Here is a 23315-nt window from a genome sequence, read left to right as displayed (position 1 = left end):
GCTGTGGCCCGTGCGTCCTGACCGCATGGAGCCGGTGACGAGCCCGAAGAACTTCCTGTTGGGCTTCATCTACACCGGACCGAGCGGTGAGCAGGTGCCGCTGGACCGCAAGGACGTGCTGTTCCAGCGCATGCCCAACCCGACCGACCCCTACCGGGGCATGGGCGCCGTCCAGTCGATCATGAACACCCTCGACAGCGTCCGTTACGGCGCCGAGTGGAACAACGCCTTCTTCCGCAACAACGCGCTGCCCGGTGGCCTGGTCAAGGTCAACAAGAAGATGCAGCAGCGCGAGTGGGACAAGTGGCGCGAGCGGTGGAACGAGTCGCACCAAGGCGTCTCCAACGCCGGTCGCGTCGGCATGATCGAGGGGGAGATGGAGTGGATCGACCTCAAGATCTCCCAGCGCGACATGCAGTTCGTCGAGATCGCCCAGCTCGACAAGACCACCATCCGCGAAGCGTTCGGCATGCCGAAGTTCGCCGTCGGTGATGTCGACGACGTCAACCGCGCGACGGCCGACGCCGCGAAAGCCTGGTACGCCGAGGCCATCACCGTCACTCGCCTGGACCGGTGGAAGGGCCTGCTGAACAACCAGTACCTGCCGCAGTTCCCCGACCGCGGCCTGGGCAAGTTGTCGCTCGTCTACACGAACCCGGTGCCTGCTGACCGCGAAGCGGAGCGGGATGACCTCAAGGCCGCAGCCGAGGTCTACAAGACGCTGGTCGACGCGGGTGTGCATCCCGACGACGCCGCGATCCAGGCAGGTCTCCCTCCCATGAGGACGACGGCGCCACAGCAGCAGGACAACAACTTCGGGGCCGAGCTGAAGGGAGCCCTGGCGTGAACAAGCAGCGCGTGGAGCAGCTTCTCGGGTCGATCCGCACCAGGGTGGAGAACCTGGCGGGCGCACCCACACAGAAGCGCGATCTCAAGCCCACCAACGAGGACGGCGCGGTTGCCCTCTACATCTACGACCGCATCGGTGGCTGGGACGGCGTGATCGCCAAGGACGTGGCCAACGCCCTCAACGGGCTCGGCGACGTCACGGTGCACATCAACAGCCCCGGCGGCGACATCTTCGAGGGCGCGGCGATCCACAACCTGCTGCGCAACCACAAGGGCACCGTCACCGTGCGGATCGACGGGAACGCTGCGTCGGCCGCCTCGTTCATCGCCATGGCGGGCGACCACGTGGTCATCGAGGCCAACGCCACGATGATGATCCACGAGGGCAGCGCCCTGTGCGTGGGCAACGCCCAGGACATGCGTGACGCCGCCGATGTCCTCGACCTGCTTTCGGACGTCATCGCCGAGATGTACGCCGCGAAGGCCGGCGGAACCACCGAGTCCTGGCGCACCAAGATGCGCGCCGAGACCTGGTTCAACGCCAAGGAAGCGCTGGCGGCCGGTCTCGTTGACGAGGTCGCCTCCGCTGGCAAGGCGGACAACGCGCTCGACCTGTCCATCTTCGACGCACTCACCCAACCTGCTGCCGTTCCGGCGGTGGCGATGAACACGGCTCCCCAGACCGAAGGCGCGGGGTTCGCTGATTCCCTCAAGGAGGCTCTGGCATGACCGTGACGACGGCGACCCCCACCACTCCGAAGGAGTTCGAGGAGTACCTCGCGCAGTTCGACACCTTCGAGAAGTGGCGCGCGGCGGCTGAGAACGGGTCCTTCCGCGCTGCCGTGGACAGCTACCGCAGCTCCGAGAACAAGACGATGGACACGCTCAAGGCCGAGCTCACCGAGCAGATTGAGGCCTCGGTCCTCGAAATGTTCAAGAAGAACGGCGTTGAAGACGGTTCCGTCTCCAACCGCCTCGACCTGGTCGACAAGGCGCGTGCCAGCCACCAGTCGTCCCTGGTGCTCAACAACCCGAGGGCCGTCGGCGCCGGGCTCAACGGTGTGTTCAGCGACGTCGCGGAGTTCATGGCCGTCGCCGTGCACGGTGCGAAGAACAAGGATCTGCTGGCCAAGCTGGAGACGCTCCAGAACTACAGCGAGAAGGTGCCCTCCGAGGGCGGTCTACTGGTTCCCGAGGAGTTCCGCTCGGACATCCTGTCCATCAGCCTGGAGAAGTCCGTCGTGCGTCCCCGCGCGATGGTCGTGCCGATGGCCACGGGCAAGCTGCGCTTCCCCGCCACCGACTTCTCCACCGAGGTCGGCGAGGTCTACGGCGGCATCCAGTTCTTCTGGGTCGACGAGGGCGAGGAGATCCCGGACACCAGCGCCTCGTTCGCGTCCGTGGCCCTGAACGCCCACAAGCTGGCCGGTCTCGCGACCGTGCCGAACGAGCTGGTCCGCGACTGGGGCGGCTTCACGGCGTGGATCAAGAAGACGCTTCCCGCTGGCATCACCGACTTCGAGGACCGCGCGTTCATCAAGGGCAACGGTGTCGCCAAGCCGCTCGGTGCGCTGCACGCCGACAACCCCGCGCTGATCACCGTCTCCAAGGAGTCCGGCCAGACCTCGGGCTTCACCTGGATCAACGCGGTCACCATGTACTCGCGTCTGCTCCCGGAGTCCATGGACACCGCGGTGTGGGTCGCCACGCCGGACGCGTTCGTCGAGCTCGCCACGATGGCGCTGCCCGTTGGCACGGGTGGTTCAGCTGTGTGGATGCCGGACGCGCACGGCCGTCCGCAGCTGACCCTGCTGGGCCTGCCGGTCATCATGAGCCGCAAGGCTCCGGCGACGCTGGGCACCAAGGGCGATGTGTCCCTTGTGGACTTCAGCCAGTACGCCATCGGCGACACCCAGGTCATGACGCTGGAGTCGTCCGAGCACGCGAAGTTCTCCTCCGACAAGACCCAGTTCCGGATCCTGGAGCGCGTGGACGGCACGCCGACCATGCTCTCGCCGCTCACCCCGGAGAACGGTGGCCCGACGCTGTCGGCCTACATCCAGCTGGAGACCCGCTCCTGATGCGGACGGCCCGGCTGATCTCCCGTCAGCCGGGCCTCACCCAAGACGTGATCTAAGCCGAGGGGCGAGCACGTCGTCCCGGTAGGCCGAACCCCTTGGAAGGGGAGAGAAATGGAAGCACTCGGCAGGCTGTTCGACATCGGCACGGGCTGGGCCCCGGTCGACCTCGACACCGCCAACGGCGCCACCGGCAAGCGCATCGCCATGAGCGGTGCCGACGCCATCACCTTCGTCGTGTTCCTCGGCGCGGGTGGCACGGAGGACCTGGTCCTCGACCTCCAGCAGCACACCGCCTACACGGGCGGCACGTCGAACGACCTCGACGCGGCTGCTGTCTCCGACTCGGTGGGCGTCGACCACTTCTACATCAAGTCCGAGGCCACTCTGGACAACGACGAGACGTGGACTCGCGTCAGCCAGAGCGTTGCCTCGGAGGTCACGCTCACGGGCGCGACGTACGGCGACAAGCAGAACATCGTCGTGATCGAGGTCTCGGCTGCGCAGCTAGGCGAGGGCTACACCCACGTCAGTCTCAACGCGGCCACCACGACCTCGACCGCGAAGTTGGGCTCGTGCCTGTACTACCTGCACGAACTCCGTCAGCAGCGCAAGCCGTCCAAGCTGCCGAACCTGTTGCGTCCCAACGCAGCGAACGCCTGAGGGGAGTGATCTGAGATGACTGTTGTCAACGAAGCCTCCGCGTACACCAAGGCTGTTCTCGGCCAGGTCGTGAACAAGGCGTACACCCCGCTGGTCGTCGAGACCAAGAGCCTGTTCACAGTCTCCGGACTTGTGCTGGTGACGGCGATCGTCGGCAAGGTCACCACGGCGATCACGGTGGCGAACACCGTCAAGCTCCAGCACAACCCGACCACGGGAACGTCTTCGGACCTCTGCGCGGCCACGGACCTGGGCACGACCGACACGCCCGCTGGCAACCTGCTGTCGATCAGCGGTGCCCCGACGGGTGCTCCGGTCAACGGCATCGGCGCTGCGGGCCTCTTCCCGATCTCGAAGGTGTCCAGCGACTTCCTCGGTGCGGCGAAGGGGATCTTCCTTTCCGCTGGCGTCATCGAGCAGGTCACCGCGACCGGCGCCGATGGCGGGATCACCTGGTACCTGACCTACGCGCCGATCGAGGACGGCGCGACGGTGGTGGCGGCCTGATGGAACTCGACCCGCAGGACTTCTGGGACCGCAAGGCTCGCCAGGGCACGCCGCAGTTCACCGACGAGGACGCCCGCCTGGTCAAGCTCTACGAGCGCGAGGGCTGGCTTCTCAGCGCCGGAGACGGCGATCCCTGCGTCGTCGACCCCGAGGGCGTCGCTTGGTACGGGGAGCAGGAGCTCGTGGCCGAGGAGGGCGCTGAGGCGCCGGAACCCGGCAAGTACGAGGGCCTGTCCTACGCCGAGGTGCGCGAGCAGGCCAAGAACCGCGGCCTCAATGCCGGCGGGACCCACGAGGAGATCGTGGCCCGGCTCGACGAGCACGACCAGAAGCAGGACTGAGCCATGTCGTGGGAGCAACTTCTCAGCATTTACCAGCAGAACGCCGAGGAGTTGCTCCGCGCCGAGACCGAGCAGCCGCTGGAGTGCCCGAACTGCGGCAGCCCGCTCGACGAGGCGCGTGGCCTCCTCAACTGCCGGATGGGCGACTGGCAGGGGCCCGTAGGCCGACCTGCCTGACAACTGAACACACCCCATCACCTGGGCAGCACCAACGCCCTAGGCCAGAAAGCAAGGCAGAGGCGAGGGAATCCATGTCAGCCACCGGCTACACCGGGGGCGACCCGACCAAGGTCAACCTCAGCGGCGACACCATGACCGGTGTCCTGGTCGTCAACGCGACCAGCAACGCCGCACCGAGCTCGCTTCCTGCGGGCTACGGGAAGTCGGCCGCCCACACCGGCATCTCGATTCCCTCGACCTTCGCTGGCGGCGAGGACGACGGCACCGGCTCCGACTCGACCGGCCGCCTCAACCTCTACAGCTACCAGCGTGCCCAGGACGACTCGTACGGCGAGACGATCCGCCACTTCCTCATGCGCGCCGACGCCAAGGCCGCCAACGCCTGGTACTTCCCCCGCGCGGGATACAACGCCACCACCGAGGAACCCGACACCTCGCAGGGCTGGCGCCCGCAAGCCTGGGTCATCGCCCACGCCAAGGCCAACGACAACGCGTCGTACCACAACCACCTCAGCTTCGAGGTGATGTCACCGGCCAACGGCTTGGTCACGCGCCTGGAGATTCCCTTTGTGGACCAGGAGACGTGGCAGCCAGGCGACGCCTACACGGGTGTGGAGACGACCAACATCCGCACCGCCGACGCCGACTTCTCCATCAGGGCAGCCGGTGGTCGAGTGCTGCGGGTCGGCGGGAGCAACGCCTACAACAAAGACATCCTGCTGTCGGCCAGCAGCGACCGTGCCACCTCAGGACGGCGCTGGGCGATCCGCGCGAACACTACGACCGAGGCCGGAGCCAACGCGGGCACCGACTTCCAGCTCCTGGCCTACGACGACTCCGGCGTGGACATCGCTCCGAGGCTGCACATCGCACGCTCCAGCGGCAACATCGGCTTTGGCACCACGAGCGTCTCAGCGGCCCATGTGAGCTCTGTCTGGGGAACCTCGGGCGTCCACGGCTACTACGCCGCTCCGTCGAGCTCACCGGGCTCAGGAGCGGCCTACGCGGGCCTGCTGACGGCCAGCACCGACAGGCTCTTCGACTTCCGCGTCTCGGGCGACACGAACGCCCGCCTCGTCGCCTTCGCTGACGGCAAGGTCGAGTGGGGTCCCGGCAACGCCGCACGCGACACGAACCTGTACCGCCTGGCCGCCAACTCCCTGGCGACGGACGACAAGTTCACCAGCGTCGGCCTGGCGTCCACGACGGACGGCACCACAGCGGCCGCCACCTTCGCCACCTCGGCGGACGGCACGGCATCAGGTGGCGTGGTCGTCATCAACCCGTCCACGACGTCCAAGCGCGCCTTGGACATCCGGCTCGCGGCCGACACGGTCTCCAGATTGCGCGTGGATCTGAGCGCCAGCGGGTCGGGCACGGTGCTGTTCGGCGACGGCACCACGGCCGACGTGAACCTCTACCGCTCGGCCGCGAACGTGCTGAAGACCGACGACGCCCTCCACGTGGCGCTCGACCTGCGGCACCTCGGCACCAACCTCGGCTTCTACAACGCGGCGGCCGTGGCCAAGCAGACCGTCACCGGGTCGACGGGTGGAAACGCCGCGCTGCAAGACCTTCTGTCCAAGCTGGCCACCCTCGGCCTCATCACGAACAGCACGACGTAGGGGGCGACGTGGAGATCACCGAGCACGAGCTGATCGAAGCCCTTCAGCGCGACTGGCCCCGCGAGTTCGAGATCTCGATGTTGCGGGTCATGAATTCCCGGCAGTCCCAGCGAATCAAGGAACTTGAGGCGGGTGAGGAGGAGCGATGACCGTGGCGTACACCGGACAGCCGGTCACCCTCGCCGTCGAGTTCTACGAGTACCCAGGCGGTCCGCTCGACGATGTCACCAGCCTGACGATCACCATCACCGGTAGCTCAGGCACGGTGCTGGCCACGACCGCGGTGGGCATCACGCACGTCGCCACGGGCGTCTACAGCTACAGCTGGACGCCGTCCTCCGGCCTGCCAGTCGGTGCGTACACGGTCATCTGGTCGGCCACCGAGGGCTCGGCCTCCGAGGTCGTCACCGTCATCACCTCGACGCCAGCGGTGTTCACCGGTTCGGCCTGGTACACCACGCGCGAGAAGGTGAAGAGCGACCTGGACTTCAAGGAGACCGCGCGCACCAACCGGATCGTCGACCGGGCGATCGTAGGTGCCACGCGGTCCATCGAGGGCCTGATGCGCAGGAAGTTTTTCCCGCGCTACGCCACGGCTGCCTTCGATTGGCCGGCGAACCCTCGCTCCTGGTCGTACCGGCTCTGGCTCGACGAGAACGAGTTCATCAGCGTCGACACCATCACGGTCGACGGCGTGGAGATCCCGAGCTCCTCGTACCTGCTGTACCCCAACGACGGGCCGCCCTACGACCGTATCGAGGTTGACCGCAACAGCTCTGCCACGTTCTCCTCAAACACGTTGCAGCAGGGCGTCCTGGTTACAGGCTGGCTCGGCTACAGCGACGACCAGGAGGACGCGGGCACGATCACCGCGAGCCTCGACGACGAGACGACCACCGTGCTCGTCACCGACTCCGTCAGCATCGGCGTGGGCTCGATCATCCAGGTCGACGCCGAGCGCATGGCCGTGGTGGACAAGCGCATGGTCGACACCGCGCAGAACCTCGCGTCCGACCTGGACGACGAGATGAGCACCGACACCGTGCCGGTCAGCAGCGGCGCCGCCTTCATCGAAGGCGAGGTCATCATGATCGGTTCGGAGCGCATGCTCATCGAGGAGATCGCGGGCAACAACCTGATCGTCCAGCGAGCCTGGGACGGATCCACGTTGGCTGCGCACACCAACGGTGCCGACGTCTACGCGGCGCGGTCCTTGCGGGTGAAGCGGGGCGCCTTCGGCACCACGGCTACAGATCACACCGACGACTCCACCGTCACGGTGTGGGTCGTGCCCGAGCTCTTGGAGGAGCTGTGCGCCGCCGAGGCGATCAACACGATCCTCCAGAAGAACAGCGGCTACTCGCGCCGGATGGGCTCCGGCGAGGGTGAGCGCGAGGCGAGCGGCCGGGCCCTGAAGGAGCTCCGCGCACGTGCCGAGGTGCTGTATGGGCGGGTGCTGTCGTGAGCGCTGAGATGACCACCAAGGGCCCCGTCTTCGACGGCCGTGCCGAGCGGCACACCCGAGACTTCACGCGTGAGGCGGGGCGTGAGGTGGCCGACGAAGGTAAGGACACCGTCCTGGCCGAGTTCGCCAGGGACGTGCAGCACCCCACCGGCCGCTACGCGAGCTCGCTGCACGTCGTGAACTACGGCAGCCGCCACGAGGTCACCGACGGCGGCATGGTCTACGGCCCATGGCTCGCGGGCGTGGGCTCGCGCAACAAGAAGTCCCGGTTCAAGGGCTACACGTTCTGGCGCCGCAGCACACAGCTCCTGCAACGGCGCACGCCCCAGATCGTCCAGCGCCTGCTGCCCAACCTGATGCGGAGGCTGAACGGATGAGCCTCGACATCAAGGTTCCGCTGGAGCGCATGCAGTCGATGGTCAAGAAGCTCGCATTGTTCGAGCAGGTCAACCTGAGCGAGCCCAAGAGCGCGCCGGGCAAGGGGCTCAACTTCGCGTTCTTCTTGCAGCGCATCGCTCCCGTGCCTTCGCAGTCAGGCCAGGCCTCGACGACTGGCTTGGTGGTCTTCACCGGCCGGATCTACTCGAACATGCTCCAGAAGCCCGAGAGCGCCCTGGACATCCAGATGGCGCTCGCGGCCGCGAAGGTGATCGAGGCGTTCTCCGGCGACATCGACCTGGGCGACGCCATTCGGTACGTCGACCTGCTCGGCATGACCGGAACGGCGCTGTCCGGTCAGGGCGGCTATCTCCAGATCGACAGCGGCATGTTCAGGATCTTCGACATCACGATTCCGTTGGTGGTCAACGACATTTGGAACCAGGTGATCTGAGATGACCAAGGGAACCGGCCTGGGTCACGAGTTCTACGCCGACGGCTACAAGCTCTCCGGCGGCATCAACGCCGTCGAGGACATCGGCGGTGGAGCTCCCGCGCTCGACTTCACGGCGATCAACCAGAGCGCCATGGACCGCCTGCTCGGTATTCGTGACGGCCGCCTGTCGGTGAAGTCCTTCCTGGACGGTGCAGCGGCATCGGCGCACGACCGCTTCCGCACCATGAGCGCCAGCAACCAGCTGCTGATGTACTGCGCCGGGACCACGGTCGGCTCGCCCGTCGCGTGCCTGGTTGCCAAGCAGGCCAACTACGACGCCACCCGCAACCAGGACGGCTCGGTCGGCTTCGCGACCAACGCCCAGGGCTCCGGCTACGGCCTGGAGTGGTGCGAGCTGCTCACGGCCGATCCGCGCACCGACACGGCCGCCACCAACGGCTCCGGCGTGGACGACTCCGACGGCGAGTTCTACATCTCGCTTCCGGGCTCCTCGGGCAACACCGTCACCACGCCCGACGCGGCGGCCCTCGACATCACGGGCGACCTCGACATCCGCGCGAAGATCGCACCGAACGACTGGACCCCAGCTGCCGACGGCTACATCGTCAGCAAGTACACGGTCACGGGCAACCAGCGCTCGTACGCTCTGGTGCTGACCACCACGGGCACGCTGATCCTTCAGTTCTCCGCCGACGGCGTCACGGGCATCAGCAAGACCAGCACCGCCAACCTCGCCTCGCTGGCCAACGGTGCACAGAAGTGGGTCCGGGCGACGCTCGACGTCGACAACGGCGCTTCCGGCTACGACGTGAAGTTCTACACCTCCGATGACGGCTCGACCTGGACCCAGCTTGGCGCCACCATCACCACAGCGACGGCCACCTCGGTCTTCGCGGGCACCGCCGTGCTGGAGATCGGCTCCCGCAACGCTGGCACGTCGGACTTCTTCGCGGGCAAGGTCTACGAGGTCGACGTCAAGAGCGGCATCGGCGGCACTTCGGTGGCACACCCAATCCCCAACGTCTCCGGCCTCACCGACGCCACCGGTCGCGTGTGGACGCTCAACGGCACGGCCGCGATCGTCTACCCGATGCGGTTCGGCCTCCAGGCCCACCTTCAGGTCACCTCCCTCACCGGTACCGACGTGACCGTGAAGCTCCAGCACAGCATCGACAACGGCGTGAACGACGCCTGGTCGGACGTGACCGGGGGCTCCTTCGGCTCGATCACCGCGGCGCCAACAGCGGTCCGGATCGAGACCGCCCGCAATCTGACCATCAAGCGCTACCTGCGCGTGGTCACCACGACAACCGGCGGCTTCACCAACCTCGTGTTCCGAGTCGCCGTCGAGAAGAACCTGGTGGAGGTGATCTTCCATGCGTGATCCGTTCGCACGTCTGAAGCTCAACCGAGCGACTCCCCAGTTGCCGGCCCACGCCATGAAGACCTACGGCATCCAGGCGCCGTTGTCGACGCATTGGCGGGTCGCCACCTGCCAGGACGCTGACTGCGCGAACTACCGCCACGGCTGGCGGATCCACATCGAGCGCATCGCCAAGCGCGCTAACGGCGAGCTCCTGCTGCGTGACATCAAGCAGTCGGGCAAGAGGTTCCGCACGGTGGACCTCGGACCTGGCCAGACCTTCTGGGAGTTCGAGGCGGGCCAGACCTGCTTCGACGGCGACGCGGGCCGTCACCGCGTCCGCATCGGCCGTCCGGAGCTCTTCATCGTCCGAGGCGGGGACTGGCGCGGCAATCCGCGAGGCGAACAGCGCACCCACCAGAGCATGGCCGACTGGATCGACGACATGTCCGAACACCGCGACAAGCTGCTGACCCGGCTGGCGCAGGGCTGAGGAGGAGAAGATGAGCAAGCAGACCGGTGTGGCCCTCGCCGCGCTGTCGGTAGACGACGCGGGTGGCACGCCACGAGACATCCGGCCGCAGGTCACCAACTGGGACCTGGCGATGCCACGCGGCGTGCAGGACACCACAGGGCAGGACGCGTCCGCCATGGACCGCCTCCTGCTCCTGGCGGACTCGTCGATCAACCTGACCGGCACCGTCGATGCCGCGAGCAACCAGCAGCACGACGTCTTCAAGACGGTGCCGACGACCTCGGTGGCGCGCACGGTGACGATCGACGCGGGAACTCCCTTGTTCTCCAACGAGTACCTGTTCACCGACTACACCTGGACGCGTGCCCAGGACGGCTCCCTCGTGTGGGCCTCTCCCGGCGTGCTGACCGGTGGCGTCTTCAACGCCTGGACGACCTGATGGGCAAGGGCTTCTTCACGCGCCGCAAGACGTACAAGCTGGTGTGGCCCGAGGGCGAGGAGCTCGCAGGCTTGGAGGCACGTGCCACGGCCACCAGCCTGCGCAAGTACATGGCGATCACGGGCATCATCGACGGCGAGCCACCAGAGTCCTTTGAGGACGAGGACGGCACCGTCTACGACTTCGCGGCCAACCCCGACTCGCAGTTCGAGTTCATCATCAAGGTCTTCTCGACCTGCCTGCTGGACTGGAACCTCACCGATGAGGACGAGGTACCGGTTCCCGCCACCGAGGCTGGGCTGTGGGACCAGGACCGGGAGTTCGTCCTGATCCTAATCCGCGCATGGGTTGACGCGCTGGGGAGCATCAGCCGCCCTTTGGCGAAGCCCTCCGTCGGTGGAAGTTCGCTGGCGGAGGAGTTGATTCCGATGGAGTCCCTGTCCGAAAGCCTCGCGAGCTGAAAGAGACGGAGTGGATCCTCCGGATGTGCGACCGGTTCAAATGCCTGCCGAACGCATTGCTGGAGGAATCCACCGAACTCCTTGAGTTGCTGGCCATCGAATCTGAAGGGGGTGCCGAGTGAATGAAGTTCAGGTAATCGTCTCGGATAAGTACGTCTCCCGAGGCGGATTCGGCGTCGCCAAGAAAGAGGCCAAGGAGCTCAGCAAGGAGATCAAGGACCTCGACTCCAGCTCGAAGGGGCTCGGTAAGTCGCTCGGTGGCCTGCCGTCGATCTGGGCGGGAGCGGGCTCGAAGTCCGGGTCCGCCTTCTCTGGCAGCTTCGGCAAGATCCTCGACGGTGCTGGGGGGCTTGTGGCCAAGCTCCCCGGCGCGCTGAATGACCCCAGAGTCGCTGGTGCTGCGGCTGCTGCTGGTGTGGTCGCGGGTGCGGCGATGGCTGGTGCGACTGTCACCGCGTTCGGTGCGGGGCTTGCCGGCCTCGGTCTGAAGGCGTCAGCGGGATCGTCCAGCACCAAGGTCATCATCGACGACTTCAAGCGCGACATGTCCTCGGGCATGGAGCAGATTGCGAAGCCGTACGAGAAGACCTGGGCTGACATCACCAACTCGGCACGGCGCGAGTTCAACAATCTCAAGCCGGAGTTGTCGGCGTTCTTTCGCGACACAGCTCCTGCTGTATCGCAATTCGGTGATGACCTGGCGCGTTCGTTGGGCAAGTTCCGCCCAGCGCTCCAGCCGATCGGCTCTGCCTTCAAGGCTGTTCTGAACGACTTGGGCGGGCGCCTGCCCGGCATCATCGAGGGTCTCGCGGACAGCTTCGGGGATCTGGCCCGCTCAGTCGAGAAGAACCCCAAGGCTCTGGGCGACGCGGTCTTCCTCATGGGCAAGCTGGGCGAGGTCGGTCTCGGCACCATGGAAGTCCTCAACGACATCTACGAGGGCGCGAAGAACAACATCCTTCCCGCCTCGGTCGTCCGCTTTATGGACGCCTGGGGACAGCTCGACAAGCTGGAGGCCGCCCGCGACCGGCTCGACGCTGTAGGGGCCGCGTCGGAGAAGTCGACGCCCGCGATGCGGACAGTCGCTGCCGCGTTCGAGGAGATCGGTGACGCTGGCGACGACTCGGCGAAGAAGGCGTCGGGGCTTCTGAAGTTGATGGATCAGCTCTCGGGTCAGACCCCGGACTACACCCAGGCGCTCTCCTCCAGCGCTGACGCCATCAGCAAGATTGGCAAGGAGTTCTTCGACGCCGAGACCAAGGCCAAGGGTTTCGGCTCCACGTTGCTCGACCAGGCAGGCGCCTTCGACGTCACTAACGAGAACGGGCCGCGAGCTCTACGACCAGGTCCGTGACGTCCAGGAGGCGTTCACGGAGATGGCCTCGGCTGTGTCGAACGGGCAGGGCAGCCGCGAGCAGTTCATCAACGACACCAACCGCATGCGCGACCGTCTCAACGAGACGTGGCGCCAGGCGGGCCTCAACGAGCAGCAGATCGCCGCACTCAACCGGCAGTACGCGCTGACCCCGCAACAGATCGCGACCTCGTTGCAGCTGCTCGGTGTCAACACGGCGCAGGGGATGATCGACGGCTTCATCCGCATGAACAACGGCCGCACCGTCCAGATCTACACGTCGGTGCTCGGGTCCGGTGGTCTTGCCTCAGCTGGTCGTCTGGCGACCGGTGGCATCAGCTCCACGGCGCACGCCGCGACCGGTGGAGCCCGCGGCGGCGACACCATCATCAACGAGCAGGGTCCCGAGAACGTTCGCCTTCCCAACGGATCCACGGTCATCAACGCGGGAACCACACGCCGCCTGGAGCAGCAGATGTTCGGTAGCGGTGGCGGAGGCATGGGTGGTGGCCCAATGCCCATCGTGCTGGAGGTCGACGGCAAGGTGCTCGCGGCGCTCCTGGTCGACCCGCTGAAGGGCGTCGTGCGCAAGCGCGGAGGTAAGCCGGAGGTGCTTGGCTGATGGCCCGGCTCGTGAACGACATCGTGACGCGCGTCTTTCTCAACTTCGACTGGGTGGACATCTCCAGCGACGTCCGCGCCGCGCAGGGTGTGACCATCCAACGTGGACGCAAGGACGAGGACACCTCAGCCCCTCCACAACGATGCGGCTTCACCCTCAACAACAACAGCGGCAACTACTCGGAACTCAACCCGATGGGGGCCTACTACGAGTACCTGAGCCGCAACAACTCCATGGAGACGTCACTCCGGCTGGCGAAGGACACGGCTACGACCAACGCCACCAACAGCTGGGGCTCCATGGATGCCGATGCTGACGGTGCCTGGACGCCCTACGCGTGGTCCACCTCGGGTGGCTCTGCGGGCGACTACGCCAAGTCCGGGGGCAAGGCGACCCACGCGATCAGCAGCGCCCTCAGCGAGCGTCTGAGCTACCTGGCCGACTTCGACCAGCGCGACTTCGACGCCACCATGACGTTTTCGCTCAGCGCCAGCAACATCACAGGTGGTGTGGTAGCCGCCGACATGTTCTTTCGGCTGTCGCCGGGCTTGACGGAGTACTACGCGGTGCGCCTGCTCATCGCCACCGACGAGAGCCTGTCCCTGGACATCCTGGACTCGGCGGGTACGAGCCTCGTCGGTGCGCCTGTTGTCGTCTCCGGCATCACGCACACCTCGTCTCAGGCGCTGAAGCTCCGGGCCCATGTGGAGGGTCAAACGGTTCGGGCGAAAGCATGGGTCGCCACCAGCGCCGAGCCTTTGGACTGGATGATCACAGCGGTTGATTCGGGTGGCTACGCAACCAGCACCATCCGCAAGGCGTCAGGCAGGTTCGCCATCCGTTCGGTTGTCGATACTGGCAACACGAACGTGCCGTTGGTGTTCAGCTACGACGACATCGAGATTCGCTGTCCGCTCGCCTACACCGAGATCTATGGATGGCCGCAGGGTCGAGATGCCTCCGGGCAGGACAACACAGTCGAAATCGACTCCAGGGGTGTCAGGGAGTTTGTCAACCGTGGTTCTGGTCTGATTCGTTCCGCTCCTCGGCGATTTATCCCGACCGATGGGCAGGGAGTTGCGGAGGTCCAGCACTATTGGCCACTTGAGGACGGTCCTCTTTCCACGACAGGTCAGCCACTCATCGGGGATCGACCGCTTACTCTCACGAGCGCAATCTCCCCTGAGCGTGTATTCGGGCAGGGAGTGTTGGCCCCGTGGTTGGCGCCTTCAGTTCAGCTGCAAGGTCCGGACACCTTCAGCACTCAGGGCGACATTTCTATGCAGGGCTTCTCGGCGGCATCGGGATGGATGTTTGACTTCACCCGTTCGGAAGGCGCAAAGGAGGATACTGCATTTCAGGTTCTGCATGATAACGGTGCCTTTGATGTCATCTTCGATGTTTCCGCCAAGCAAATCACGGTTGTCGATGATGCTGGTTCAACAGTTGTGTCCTATCCGCGTGCTTTCGATGGAGGTGTGCACCACATCCGGCTGGCGGCTGCTGGGTCGGGAACGATCGCCTGGGATTTGCTGATCGACGGTGAAAGCGTGACCGGCAGCGCGTATGCAGGCACACTCGGCTCGATCTTCTTCATCCTCTTCTCGAACGCGGCCGGTCCGTCGAACCCTATGTCTATCGGCCACGTCGCCGTTTACAACGGATCTTTCTCGACTTCTGCCTATGAGGCTTGGGATGCCGCGTTCGGTTTCAGGGGAGAAACGGCCGGTGACCGGATGTCCCGAGCATGCGCAACGCTGAACTACTTCCCTTTCCCGTTCGCGTGGATCGGTGACCTTTCCGATACCGAACCGATGGGACCACAGCCGACCGAAGATCTGTTGAAGATCTTGGATGAATGCGCCGAAGCCGACGGCGGCATCTTGTATGAGCACCGTTCAGCGGAAAGCATGTCCTACCGGACGCGAAAGTCCCTCTACACGCAGACTTCTTGGGCGACGCTCAGCCTGGCCAATGGAGAGCTCAGTCCTCCCTGGAAGCCGGTGAGCGACACCAAGGACCTACATGACTCCGTCTTGGTCAAGAACTGGCTGGGCGGTGAGGCAACCGTTGCTTCTGGTGATGAGGGTGAGCTGCTCATCAACCCCACCTCTGGGGGGCCCTTCAACCGCTCGCCTCTCCGGGTCGATCTGAATCTATATTCAGACGCACAGCTGATTGACCAGGGGGCTTGGCGAGTTCATCAGGGGCTGGTCGAAGATCCGCGTTACCCGAAGGTCGTGATCGAACTTCACCGAACGCAGATCTTCGAAGATAACGCTGAGTTGTACGCCAGGCTGCTCGATCTCGACATTGGGGACCAGGTCACCCTCGCTGACTTGAGTGCCGCATGGATCTACGAAGATGCCGATCAGATTGTGGTTGGAATCAACCGCCATCTTACGCGGTTCAATCACACGCTAGAATTGGTGTGCATACCTGCATCCACATATCGAGTCTTTGAGCTGGACGCCTCTTACCTTGATGACAGCTTCGACGCGGATAACGCCACTACGCTCAACGCGCCCATTGATTCGACACAAACCAGCATCCAGGTGGACGTTAACCCTGATGTGCTCTGGAGCGGTGCCGACCAGCCCTACGACGTGAAGGCCGGGGGAGAGAAAATGATTGTGACCGCTGTGAGCGGTGCCTCTTCACCTCAGACATTCACCGTCGTCAGAAGCACGAACGGCGTCGTCAAGGCTCACGACCTGTTCCGGCCAGTCCGCCTGGCTCGCCCGAGCTACCTGGGATTGTAGGAGGACGACATGTTTTACGCGGGCGAGAAACTGACCGCTTCGACGCTCAACGCCGCCGTGGGTGCGGCGTGGACCACGTACACCCCGACATGGACCGGAGATTCGAGCAACCCCTCGATCGGTAACGGCACTCTCACCGGTGCGTGGACGAAGATCGGCATCACCGTCATGGTCAGGGTCTCTATGCTGCCCGGCTCCACGACGACGTTCGGATCAGGCTTCTGGTCCTTCGCCCTTCCTGAGGCTGCGGCCACGGTGCCAGGGCTGGGCGCCAACTCGCTGTGGGTGGGGCTGGTCTACGTGTTCGACAGCGGCACCGCCAACCGGGTCGGTGTCTGCCATGTGAAGAGCGGCGGCACCGCGATGACGATGACCGACAACGGCGGTGGCGACACCTTCCGCTCCACCGTTCCCCAGACGTGGGCGAACGGTGACTACCTGGTCGCCCAGATCAGCTACGAGTCCTACATCTTCTGAGTTACGCGAGGGAACGCATGAAGCTCATCCCGTCAGGACGGGAGCCGTTCCAGATCACCGTGCTCGCCGCGGTCGTCCTCTACGGACTCGCGGCCCTCGTGGACTTCAACAGGTTCGCGACAAGCACCCTGAGGGTGTTCCCGGATCCCTGGGGCAGAGTCTTCATCGCGGGGTTCGCCCTCTCGGCCTTCGCGGCCCTGGCTGGCATGATCATGGGCAACGTCTCCGGGGTGCTGATCGAGCGCATCGGCTTGTGGCCGCTGGCCGGCATCGGGGCCTGGTACGGCCTCTGGTCTCTCGGCGTCAACGGCAGCCGGGCTCTCGGGTTCGCGGCGTTCCTGTTCGCGCTGGCCATCGCGTCGATCTGCCGGATCTGGAAGATCCGCCGCGCGAAGCAACTCTCAGGCGTGGCGGCCGAGCTCGTCGCCAGAGCCCCTGATGAAAGGACGAGCTAATGGCGCTTCCGGACTGGGTTGGTGTCGTGGGCGCCTCGCTGGGTGGCGGGGGAGTGATCGGTGGAACGTTGGCAGCGCTGAGGTTCAAGTCCGAGAAGCGCAAGCTCGAAGCCGACGCCGCACAGGTGCTCACCGCGAGCTCCGTGGACTACGCGGTCAAGCTGAACGAGCGCCTGGACAAGCTCGCCGACAAGGTCGACCGCATGGAAGACGAGCAGGATCGCCAGCGCGAGATCCTCCAGGTCCACCACGAGTGGGACCTCATCGTCGTCAGCACCGTGCGGGAGCTCGGTGGCACCGTGCCCAACCCGCCGCCGCTGTTCCTCACCAGCAAGGCCTCCTGACAGCAACGAGCCCCGACCCATGTGGACCGGGGCTTGTTCTTGTTGCTACATCAGTAGATTTCCTTCGCAGCCCACTCGGCAAAGCGGGTCGCGACGAGGTCGAAGTCGAAGCCATCGCTGTCAAAAAGAAAGACGACACGGTTGTCTTCCTTCTTCTGCGCGCCTTGCAACCTAGCCGCGAACTCGGCCTGCGGCGCCGCGATGCTGTGGATGCCTGTGGTGTTCATCCAGAGTGTCGCCGCCCCCTTGCCCGGCTTGGCGAAGACGAACCGCAGCTCGGCTCCCGACTTCGGCGGCTGTTGCACTTCGTAGCCGAACTCGCTCACGAGCCGCTCCGCGAACACGGGAGCAGGCGAGGCGGGGTCGTACTGACGCCACCGGTCGATCCGGGCCTGCACCTCGGAGGTGAAAAGCGGTGCGTCGGCAGCCCCGGTTGACGCTGCGGGGAACTGCACGATCACCTCGACCCCTCCTGGGCCAACCAGTCGGACCTTGTCGTGTCCTTGGGGGACGAACATCGTGTAAGGGGTTTCGCTCCCCTGTGTCGTTGCCACGGCACGACCATAGGCGCTCATAGGGGTATGAGCAAGTATTGACGCTTATGGATCTTGGTGGGCGCTTACGAAGCAGTTCAATGGCGGTTGCGGTTCCAGACCTTGTGCACGACGTAGGCGGTGAAGAGGGCGACGGCGATGTGCATCGCACCCCGCTTCGTCACACCGGGGTGCCGTTCCTCGTGCTTCGCGAACGTGAACCAGATGCCCCACGCGCCGCCCAGCATCATCGGCAGCCACACGTAGAACGCCGAACCCCAGCCCCGGCTCGTCATCGCGAAGAACGAGAAGATGAACGCGAGCCACAGCAGGGCGACGCCGAGCCACGCGAAGATGGCGTAGGGGCCGTCCAAGAATCTGTGCCTAGTGCGCTTGGTCATCGTGGTCTCCTCCGGTGCGGGGACGATCGGGAAGCGGCTTGGGGAGCCGCTCGGCGTTCAGCAGCTCGATGTCGACGACGCAGACAAACTCGACTGCTGGTGGCGGCGGGCCAGCGGCAAGGTCGACACGGCGGACCTCATGGCCACACGCGGCCTTGAGCGAGTGGGAGTCCGCGGTCTCAACCTCGTCGGCCCGGTAGGCGTGCCAGATCACCGAGTGGTGGGCCCGGAGCCAGAGGTGGCGGTTCACGACGCGGGATCCTGTGCGGACTTCGAGTCGTCGTAGGTCGAGACGTAGTTGTTGAGGTGGTCTTCGAGTCGCGCGGCCTGATGCCGGCCCAGCTTGAGCAGGCAGTCGTGGCAGTAGGGGCCGTACTCCTCGCGGACCAGCTTGTCCTTGACGACGAGCTTCTCGCAGGCGGCCTCGTAGATGCCGTCCTCGGGCTCGTCGTCCTCGTCGCGCACCGGGTAGAGGTGGTTCTGCGCGTCGAGGGCCGAGTGCCACCAGATGTGGCCCGGCACAGGCGGCATGGTCATGACCGACGTCCGAAGAACGTGCGCTCGATCCAGTCGTCGAGGCGGTTGAGCAGGCGCCTCACGAGGCCCTCGCGTGACGGGGAGACGTGGTGATGTGGCCGCCGGACGCCGGGGAAGTCGACGGCCACACCACGCGCCGATCCGGCCCGGTCAGGGGGCGATCACGAACCGGAACGACGGGCTTGAGCTTCTTCTCGCTGGTCAGGTTCTGCTTCCAGACCCAAGCGTCCTGAGCCATCTGCTGGGCGATCTGCGCGTAACGCTGCACCTCACGGCGCCTGCGCAATCTGCCCTGCAACCAGGTCAACACGGCCGCGACGACCGCGATGGCTGCCCCACCTCCGATGACGGTGAGCACAGCGAGCTGACCTGCGTTCATGACGAACTACCTCCGGTGCGGGTATGGCCCGCCCTGGGCCGCAACTGTGACGAATTGGCCCAGGACGGGTGCTCCGCGACACCTGACCAAGCAGGCATCCGAGCAAGTCGACCATAAACCTGCACGTGCAGGTTGCACAGGCGCCCGATCGGGCGAACTGCGATCCGCCAGGGATCGGGCAGACTGTTCGCGATCAGGAGGAGATACACCGATGACGTAGGGCCCATCCGACTACAAGAAGAACCTCGGCAAGCGCCTGGGGCAGCTGATGACCAGCGCTGGCGTCAGCAAGCTCGACGTCGCCGGGGTGCTCGACTGCTCCGAGTCGAAGGTGGCCCGGATCCTGCGCGGCGGAGTCGGCGTCAATCCGTCCGACCTGGACAAGTTCCTCGACCTGCTCAAGGTGCGTGGCAAGGAACGCGAGGAGCTCAAGCACCTCGGCAAGGAGGCGAAGCGCCGTCGTCCTCCGACACCGTGGGGTAGCGCCGTGCCGGACGCCCTGCGTAAGTACTTCGGCACCGAGGAGAGCGCGATGCTCATCCGGGCGTACGACCCGGAACTCGTGCACGGCCTGGCGCAGACCGAGAACTACGCGCGGACGGTGATCCAGGCCAGCCCGCTTCATCGTCCTGGCGACGTGCCACGGCTCGTGCAGGCCCGCCTGGCGCGACAGGAGCTTCTCGACGAGCGGCTCGACAGCGCCCATCCACCGCAGCTCCACCTCGTGCTCAGCGAGGGCGCGCTCTGGCGCACGGTCGGCGGTCCGGACGCGATGCGCGAGCAGCTCCACCACCTCGCTGAGTTGACCAAACGCAAGCGCGCCAACGACAAGAGGCGCACCGAGCCTGGCCCTGTGATCGTTCAGGTGGTGCCCTTCTCAGCCGGTGCGCATGCCGCGACCGGCTTCCCGTTCACCCTCTTCACGCCACCGGACGGCAAGGTCGTCGCCTACACCGAGAACGTGACCGACGGGCTCTTCGTCTCCGAGGCAGGCCGCATCGAGTCCTACGAGCTCACGTGGGAAGCATTGATGACCAGCGCTTTGTCGCCGTCGGCCTCGGTCAAGTTGCTCGATACTGTTGCCAGGCAACTGTGACGGCAAGACGAGGAGGTGCGGGCCATGATCCCGGACCTGAGTACAGCGACCTGGCGCAAGGCCAGTCGCTCTGGTGGCAACGGAGGTCAATGCGTCGAGCTGGCCTTGGTCGGCGACAGGACCTTCACCCGCGACAGCAAGAACGTCGGGGGTGCCGTGCTGAGCTTCAGCAACGGTGCCTGGGGGCTGTTCCTCGACGCGGCGAAGGACGATCGACTCGACGGTTGATCACGGCCATGAAACGACCCCCTGGAGCACAGGAGCCAGGGGGTCGTTTCATGCCGACATTCCGAACAACACGCCGAGTCGAAAAGAACTTGGGGAACGACTTCGAACTCGCCCGACAACCCGCCGTACAATGGTTGTCGCAGGTCAGCGTTTTGCCTGGTGGGCACAATGGACCTGTCCTAGGCACCCCGAAGATGCCGGGCGAGCCGATGCGGGTGCAGCCGTCGCGCGCCCGCAAACAGGAGTAACACTCGTCCGTTTGGTGCCGATCTTTTCGGCATGGAGGGGATCTCTGCCGTCAGTGACCAGGTGCGGGCGGCGATGCGGGAAGGTGTCTCCCAGCTCGGTCAGGTGATCTCTGCCGACGAACGCCGGCTCGTGGGGGACTACCTGAGCGGCAGCGCCTGTACCAGCCTGATCGAGCTGCTGTGCAACGTGGAGCACTCGTCACAGCACGACAACCCTCGCCGCCTGGACCGGACGCAGCTGAGCGAAGCGTTCGCCAGGGAGCTCCTGCGGGCCGTCGGGGTCGACACGCAGGATTGGTACGACCTCGCGTCCGCGCTGTGGATCTTGGCTGAGGACGCGGTGTACGAGTACGAGAAGGGCGTCCCCGGCAGCGACAAGATCATAATCAGGGCGACCGGGCCGGAACGACCCGTGCAGGAACGTCTCGCCCTGGCGATCGACGAGGCGCGTTGCCGTGCGGCGTTCGACACGGGCAAGGTGATCCGTCAGGCGATGGCTGCCGCGTACGAGCGCATGATCATGCCGCACTCCAAGGCCGATTACCGGTTCGTCATGGAGCAGATCTATGTGCCGCGCAAGGTTCAGCCGACGTACCTGCCGCGGGGCGAGCACGTCCACGAGACTGCGCTGAGTGCGCGCAGGTTCGTGGTGGTGGGCAATCCGGGTGCGGGCAAAAGCACGTTCATCCGCCGTCTCGTGTACCGGGTCGCCGCCGAGGGCGACCGGGTCGTGCCGATGGTCCTGCAGCTCAAGCGACATCAGTTGGTGCGGGAGAAGTTCACCACGACCATCGCGCGCGAGCTCCGGCCCCTGGCCCAGCGGGACGTGCCCGAGCAGGAGATCTCCGACCTGTTCGACTCCGGTGCCGGGCTCGTCGTGTTCGACGGGCTCGACGAGGTCGGTGATGTCAACGCACGCCGGGCGACTGTGACCGCCATCGAGGCGTTCGCGGCGCGTTTCCCGTTGGCGCGCATCGTGGTCACGTGCCGTGAGGAGAGCTATCCGGTCGCGAGGCTCGACGGCGAGGCGTTTCCCGCCTATCGGCTGCCCGACTTCGACCCGGCGCAGGTCGAGCACTACGTGCGCACCTGGTTCCATCTGGTGCCACACCACGCGAGCAGCTCCGATTCGCGGGCAGTGGCCTTCCTGCACGACAGCGGGCACGTCAGGGACCTCCGGTCGAACCCGCTGATGCTTTCGCTGCTGTGCATGCTCTACCAGAGCGAGGGCTACATCCCGGAGAACAGCGCGGACGTCTACCGGGAGTGCGCTGAGCTGATGCTTGTGCGGTGGGACGCCGTGTCCCACGTGCCGTCACTGATCAAGTCGTCCGTCAAGCTCGCGAAGGTCCTCGTGCAGGAGTTGGCGGGCTACTTCTTCTTCAACCTCGACGGTCAGGAAGTGGCGTCCGAGAAGACGCTGGAGCGCCTCGTGGTCACTCACCTGGAGGCGCGAGAGGAAGAGGTCTCGCGGACATATCACCAGCAGGCGCAGGACTTTCTCGAGTACTGCGCCCAACGGGCGTGGGTGCTGACCCAGGTTGGCACGGCTCCCGACGGTGAGCGGTTGTTCGGTTTCACGCACCGGACGTTCATGGAGTACTACACGGCCTGCCACGTACTGCGTACCCGCGAGACCGCGGATGAACTGCTGTCCTGTCTGCTGCCGATGATCACGTCGGGCAAGAGCCATGTCGTCCCGAGGGTCGCCATGCAGATCTACGACATGAACAGGGCCGACGGGGGAGACACCTGCCTGCGGCTCTTCCTGGACGCGGCGCGCAACAGGCTCGACCAGGATGCCGAGCTCGCGGTCATAACCTTCTGCCTGGGTTTCCTCGAGCACAACAGTGCGCACCACGCCACTGTCGACGCGTTGCTGGAACACGCCTTCAAGTTGCTGGGGGAAACGGGTTCATCGGGCTTGTTAACGGCGCTGCGCAATCTCCGCAGGACGAAGAAGGACCGCGCGCTCGCGGTGGCCGAGGCTGTGATCACCCGCACCGAGGCTGGCCGCGACGAGTTCGCCGACATCCGGTTCGGCGCGGGCATGGTGGCGCCGGGACCCGAGATCGAGTACGAGGTCACGCTCGGCCGCGTCCGGTACGGCATGGTGACGCCGGAACTGTTCGTCTGGCGGCATCACGGGAGCACTCTCGTCTACGCGCGGCTTCCCGGCGACGGCGCCGAGTACGTACCGGGGCCGCTCATGCGCGCGTGCGGCACGGGCAACCGGCTCGCGATGGTCGCGCTCGGGCCCTACATCATCGCCGGGCTGGCCGAACTGCTTCCGATCCCGGTTTCCGTGGTGCCGAAACTAGTGGCGAACCTGGTGACGCCGATGCCGATCGAGTGGTTCACCTGCCTCTCCTCGGTCATCGCCGCGGCGGCGTTCGAAGCCGGGGTGCAGTGCCGGATTCCCGGCCGGAAATGGGACGTGCTCACCGTCTCCCGTCGCGGGCTCGGTGAGCACCTGCTGGCCATCTGCCCGGACAGCGACGCGTTTCAGCCTCTGCACCGCTGTCTGAGGGGATGGACGAACGGCACCACGCCGTTCGTGGACTTCACACGGTGATGGAGCCTGACGGGGAACTGCTG

29 protein-coding genes are annotated in these 23315 nt (G+C 65.4%); 25 read left to right on the top strand and 4 right to left on the bottom strand.

The genetic code is table 11. From position 1 onward, the window contains the following. The 22 genes from UK23_RS29580 to UK23_RS29485 all read left to right on the top strand — a co-directional run. The coding region (locus UK23_RS29580) for a phage portal protein (protein WP_156213464.1) at positions 1–847 on the top strand (847 nt) is incomplete at its 5' end. After that, complete coding sequence (locus UK23_RS29575; RefSeq protein ID WP_052685174.1) at positions 844–1578, top strand: head maturation protease, ClpP-related; 735 nt, start codon at positions 844–846, stop codon at positions 1576–1578. The genes UK23_RS29580 and UK23_RS29575, both read left to right, overlap by 4 nt. Next, entirely contained in the window at positions 1575–2930 is a 1356-nt protein-coding gene (locus tag UK23_RS29570) for a phage major capsid protein (protein ID WP_045314945.1), read from the top strand. Before UK23_RS29575 ends, UK23_RS29570 begins: the two co-directional genes overlap by 4 nt. 111 nt (positions 2931–3041) lie before the next feature. After that, positions 3042–3590 carry a hypothetical protein gene (locus tag UK23_RS29565; RefSeq protein ID WP_045314944.1) on the top strand — a complete coding sequence of 183 codons (549 nt, stop codon included), beginning with the start codon at positions 3042–3044 and terminating at the stop codon, positions 3588–3590. 15 nt (positions 3591–3605) lie between these two features. After that, positions 3606–4097, top strand: a complete 492-nt coding sequence (locus tag UK23_RS29560) for a hypothetical protein (protein WP_045314943.1) — start codon at positions 3606–3608, stop codon at positions 4095–4097. After that, positions 4097–4438 (top strand): SAP domain-containing protein, encoded by a 342-nt coding sequence (locus UK23_RS29555; protein WP_045314942.1) that lies wholly within the window; start codon positions 4097–4099, stop codon positions 4436–4438. The genes UK23_RS29560 and UK23_RS29555 overlap by 1 nt, the downstream gene beginning before the upstream one ends. Before the next feature lie 3 nt (positions 4439–4441). Further along, the gene (locus tag UK23_RS51975) at positions 4442–4615 is read left to right on the top strand and encodes a hypothetical protein (protein ID WP_156213463.1); all 174 of its coding nucleotides are present in this window, start codon (positions 4442–4444) and stop codon (positions 4613–4615) included. Between the two features lie 74 nt (positions 4616–4689). Next, the gene (locus UK23_RS29550) at positions 4690–6243 is read left to right on the top strand and encodes a hypothetical protein (protein WP_045314941.1); all 1554 of its coding nucleotides are present in this window, start codon (positions 4690–4692) and stop codon (positions 6241–6243) included. Positions 6244–6251: 8 nt separating this feature from the next. Beyond that, positions 6252–6392: a hypothetical protein gene (locus tag UK23_RS51970; protein ID WP_156213462.1), complete on the top strand. Its 141-nt coding sequence runs from the start codon at positions 6252–6254 to the stop codon at positions 6390–6392. Beyond that, the gene (locus UK23_RS49055) at positions 6389–7708 is read left to right on the top strand and encodes a hypothetical protein (protein WP_052685173.1); all 1320 of its coding nucleotides are present in this window, start codon (positions 6389–6391) and stop codon (positions 7706–7708) included. The genes UK23_RS51970 and UK23_RS49055 overlap by 4 nt, the downstream gene beginning before the upstream one ends. Next, a complete protein-coding gene (locus tag UK23_RS29540; protein ID WP_156213461.1) occupies positions 7705–8085 on the top strand; it encodes a hypothetical protein in 381 nt (126 codons plus the stop codon). The genes UK23_RS49055 and UK23_RS29540 overlap by 4 nt, the downstream gene beginning before the upstream one ends. Further along, on the top strand, positions 8082–8540 hold the full coding sequence (locus tag UK23_RS29535; RefSeq protein WP_045314939.1) for a hypothetical protein: 459 nt from the start codon (positions 8082–8084) through the stop codon (positions 8538–8540). Before UK23_RS29540 ends, UK23_RS29535 begins: the two co-directional genes overlap by 4 nt. A gap of 1 nt (position 8541) precedes the next feature. Next, positions 8542–9927 (top strand): hypothetical protein, encoded by a 1386-nt coding sequence (locus tag UK23_RS29530; protein WP_045314938.1) that lies wholly within the window; start codon positions 8542–8544, stop codon positions 9925–9927. Beyond that, a complete protein-coding gene (locus UK23_RS29525; protein ID WP_045314937.1) occupies positions 9920–10399 on the top strand; it encodes a hypothetical protein in 480 nt (159 codons plus the stop codon). Before UK23_RS29530 ends, UK23_RS29525 begins: the two co-directional genes overlap by 8 nt. A 10-nt stretch (positions 10400–10409) precedes the next feature. Further along, positions 10410–10820 carry a hypothetical protein gene (locus UK23_RS29520; protein WP_196777942.1) on the top strand — a complete coding sequence of 137 codons (411 nt, stop codon included), beginning with the start codon at positions 10410–10412 and terminating at the stop codon, positions 10818–10820. After that, positions 10820–11281, top strand: a complete 462-nt coding sequence (locus UK23_RS29515; RefSeq protein WP_045314936.1) for a hypothetical protein — start codon at positions 10820–10822, stop codon at positions 11279–11281. The genes UK23_RS29520 and UK23_RS29515 overlap by 1 nt, the downstream gene beginning before the upstream one ends. 118 nt (positions 11282–11399) lie before the next feature. Then, positions 11400–12635 carry a hypothetical protein gene (locus UK23_RS29510; RefSeq protein ID WP_045314935.1) on the top strand — a complete coding sequence of 412 codons (1236 nt, stop codon included), beginning with the start codon at positions 11400–11402 and terminating at the stop codon, positions 12633–12635. A gap of 22 nt (positions 12636–12657) precedes the next feature. Further along, positions 12658–13257: a hypothetical protein gene (locus UK23_RS29505; protein ID WP_045314934.1), complete on the top strand. Its 600-nt coding sequence runs from the start codon at positions 12658–12660 to the stop codon at positions 13255–13257. Next, a complete protein-coding gene (locus UK23_RS29500; protein WP_045314933.1) occupies positions 13257–16019 on the top strand; it encodes a hypothetical protein in 2763 nt (920 codons plus the stop codon). Before UK23_RS29505 ends, UK23_RS29500 begins: the two co-directional genes overlap by 1 nt. Before the next feature lie 9 nt (positions 16020–16028). Then, positions 16029–16496, top strand: a complete 468-nt coding sequence (locus UK23_RS49050; protein WP_052685172.1) for a hypothetical protein — start codon at positions 16029–16031, stop codon at positions 16494–16496. Positions 16497–16513: 17 nt separating this feature from the next. Then, positions 16514–16951: a hypothetical protein gene (locus tag UK23_RS29490; RefSeq protein WP_045314932.1), complete on the top strand. Its 438-nt coding sequence runs from the start codon at positions 16514–16516 to the stop codon at positions 16949–16951. Next, positions 16951–17295, top strand: a complete 345-nt coding sequence (locus UK23_RS29485) for a hypothetical protein (RefSeq protein ID WP_045314931.1) — start codon at positions 16951–16953, stop codon at positions 17293–17295. Before UK23_RS29490 ends, UK23_RS29485 begins: the two co-directional genes overlap by 1 nt. A 50-nt stretch (positions 17296–17345) precedes the next feature. On the opposite strand, the gene UK23_RS29480 is transcribed toward UK23_RS29485, so the two are convergent. The 4 genes from UK23_RS29480 to UK23_RS29460 all read right to left on the bottom strand — a co-directional run bounded on the left by UK23_RS29480 (position 17346) and on the right by UK23_RS29460 (position 19145). After that, a complete protein-coding gene (locus UK23_RS29480) occupies positions 17346–17756 on the bottom strand; it encodes a hypothetical protein (protein ID WP_045314930.1) in 411 nt (136 codons plus the stop codon). Between the two features lie 170 nt (positions 17757–17926). Continuing rightward, positions 17927–18229 carry a hypothetical protein gene (locus tag UK23_RS29475; RefSeq protein WP_156213460.1) on the bottom strand — a complete coding sequence of 101 codons (303 nt, stop codon included), beginning with the start codon at positions 18227–18229 and terminating at the stop codon, positions 17927–17929. Positions 18230–18475: 246 nt separating this feature from the next. Beyond that, positions 18476–18766, bottom strand: a complete 291-nt coding sequence (locus UK23_RS29465) for a hypothetical protein (protein ID WP_045314927.1) — start codon at positions 18764–18766, stop codon at positions 18476–18478. Between the two features lie 58 nt (positions 18767–18824). Then, positions 18825–19145 carry a hypothetical protein gene (locus tag UK23_RS29460; protein WP_045314926.1) on the bottom strand — a complete coding sequence of 107 codons (321 nt, stop codon included), beginning with the start codon at positions 19143–19145 and terminating at the stop codon, positions 18825–18827. 256 nt (positions 19146–19401) lie between these two features. Here UK23_RS29460 and UK23_RS29455 point away from each other — a divergent pair, with 256 nt between their 5' ends. The 3 genes from UK23_RS29455 to UK23_RS29445 all read left to right on the top strand — a co-directional run bounded on the left by UK23_RS29455 (position 19402) and on the right by UK23_RS29445 (position 23292). After that, positions 19402–20241 (top strand): helix-turn-helix domain-containing protein, encoded by an 840-nt coding sequence (locus UK23_RS29455; protein WP_269112316.1) that lies wholly within the window; start codon positions 19402–19404, stop codon positions 20239–20241. Positions 20242–20265: 24 nt separating this feature from the next. Next, positions 20266–20469, top strand: coding sequence for a DUF397 domain-containing protein (locus UK23_RS29450; RefSeq protein WP_045314924.1), 204 nt, complete (start codon positions 20266–20268; stop codon positions 20467–20469). A gap of 279 nt (positions 20470–20748) precedes the next feature. Beyond that, complete coding sequence (locus tag UK23_RS29445) at positions 20749–23292, top strand: NACHT domain-containing protein (RefSeq protein ID WP_052685171.1); 2544 nt, start codon at positions 20749–20751, stop codon at positions 23290–23292. Positions 23293–23315: the final 23 nt, after the last annotated feature.

Origin of the sequence: Lentzea aerocolonigenes (assembly GCF_000955955.1) — a bacterium.
Lineage (GTDB): Bacteria > Actinomycetota > Actinomycetes > Mycobacteriales > Pseudonocardiaceae > Lentzea > Lentzea aerocolonigenes_A.
This window is presented reverse-complemented; position numbering and strand designations above follow the sequence as displayed.

Coding starts and splice junctions, on each gene's coding strand:
- UK23_RS29570 (WP_045314945.1), top strand. CDS start 1,575: ATGACCGTGACGACGGCGACCCCCACCACTCCGAAGGAGTTCGAGGAG.
- UK23_RS29565 (WP_045314944.1), top strand. CDS start 3,042: ATGGAAGCACTCGGCAGGCTGTTCGACATCGGCACGGGCTGGGCCCCG.
- UK23_RS29560 (WP_045314943.1), top strand. CDS start 3,606: ATGACTGTTGTCAACGAAGCCTCCGCGTACACCAAGGCTGTTCTCGGC.
- UK23_RS29555 (WP_045314942.1), top strand. CDS start 4,097: ATGGAACTCGACCCGCAGGACTTCTGGGACCGCAAGGCTCGCCAGGGC.
- UK23_RS51975 (WP_156213463.1), top strand. CDS start 4,442: ATGTCGTGGGAGCAACTTCTCAGCATTTACCAGCAGAACGCCGAGGAG.
- UK23_RS29550 (WP_045314941.1), top strand. CDS start 4,690: ATGTCAGCCACCGGCTACACCGGGGGCGACCCGACCAAGGTCAACCTC.
- UK23_RS49055 (WP_052685173.1), top strand. CDS start 6,389: ATGACCGTGGCGTACACCGGACAGCCGGTCACCCTCGCCGTCGAGTTC.
- UK23_RS29535 (WP_045314939.1), top strand. CDS start 8,082: ATGAGCCTCGACATCAAGGTTCCGCTGGAGCGCATGCAGTCGATGGTC.
- UK23_RS29530 (WP_045314938.1), top strand. CDS start 8,542: ATGACCAAGGGAACCGGCCTGGGTCACGAGTTCTACGCCGACGGCTAC.
- UK23_RS29525 (WP_045314937.1), top strand. CDS start 9,920: ATGCGTGATCCGTTCGCACGTCTGAAGCTCAACCGAGCGACTCCCCAG.
- UK23_RS29520 (WP_196777942.1), top strand. CDS start 10,410: ATGAGCAAGCAGACCGGTGTGGCCCTCGCCGCGCTGTCGGTAGACGAC.
- UK23_RS29515 (WP_045314936.1), top strand. CDS start 10,820: ATGGGCAAGGGCTTCTTCACGCGCCGCAAGACGTACAAGCTGGTGTGG.
- UK23_RS29505 (WP_045314934.1), top strand. CDS start 12,658: ATGGCCTCGGCTGTGTCGAACGGGCAGGGCAGCCGCGAGCAGTTCATC.
- UK23_RS29500 (WP_045314933.1), top strand. CDS start 13,257: ATGGCCCGGCTCGTGAACGACATCGTGACGCGCGTCTTTCTCAACTTC.
- UK23_RS49050 (WP_052685172.1), top strand. CDS start 16,029: ATGTTTTACGCGGGCGAGAAACTGACCGCTTCGACGCTCAACGCCGCC.
- UK23_RS29490 (WP_045314932.1), top strand. CDS start 16,514: ATGAAGCTCATCCCGTCAGGACGGGAGCCGTTCCAGATCACCGTGCTC.
- UK23_RS29485 (WP_045314931.1), top strand. CDS start 16,951: ATGGCGCTTCCGGACTGGGTTGGTGTCGTGGGCGCCTCGCTGGGTGGC.
- UK23_RS29475 (WP_156213460.1), bottom strand. CDS start 18,229: ATGACCAAGCGCACTAGGCACAGATTCTTGGACGGCCCCTACGCCATC.
- UK23_RS29465 (WP_045314927.1), bottom strand. CDS start 18,766: ATGACCATGCCGCCTGTGCCGGGCCACATCTGGTGGCACTCGGCCCTC.
- UK23_RS29460 (WP_045314926.1), bottom strand. CDS start 19,145: ATGAACGCAGGTCAGCTCGCTGTGCTCACCGTCATCGGAGGTGGGGCA.
- UK23_RS29450 (WP_045314924.1), top strand. CDS start 20,266: ATGATCCCGGACCTGAGTACAGCGACCTGGCGCAAGGCCAGTCGCTCT.
- UK23_RS29445 (WP_052685171.1), top strand. CDS start 20,749: ATGGAGGGGATCTCTGCCGTCAGTGACCAGGTGCGGGCGGCGATGCGG.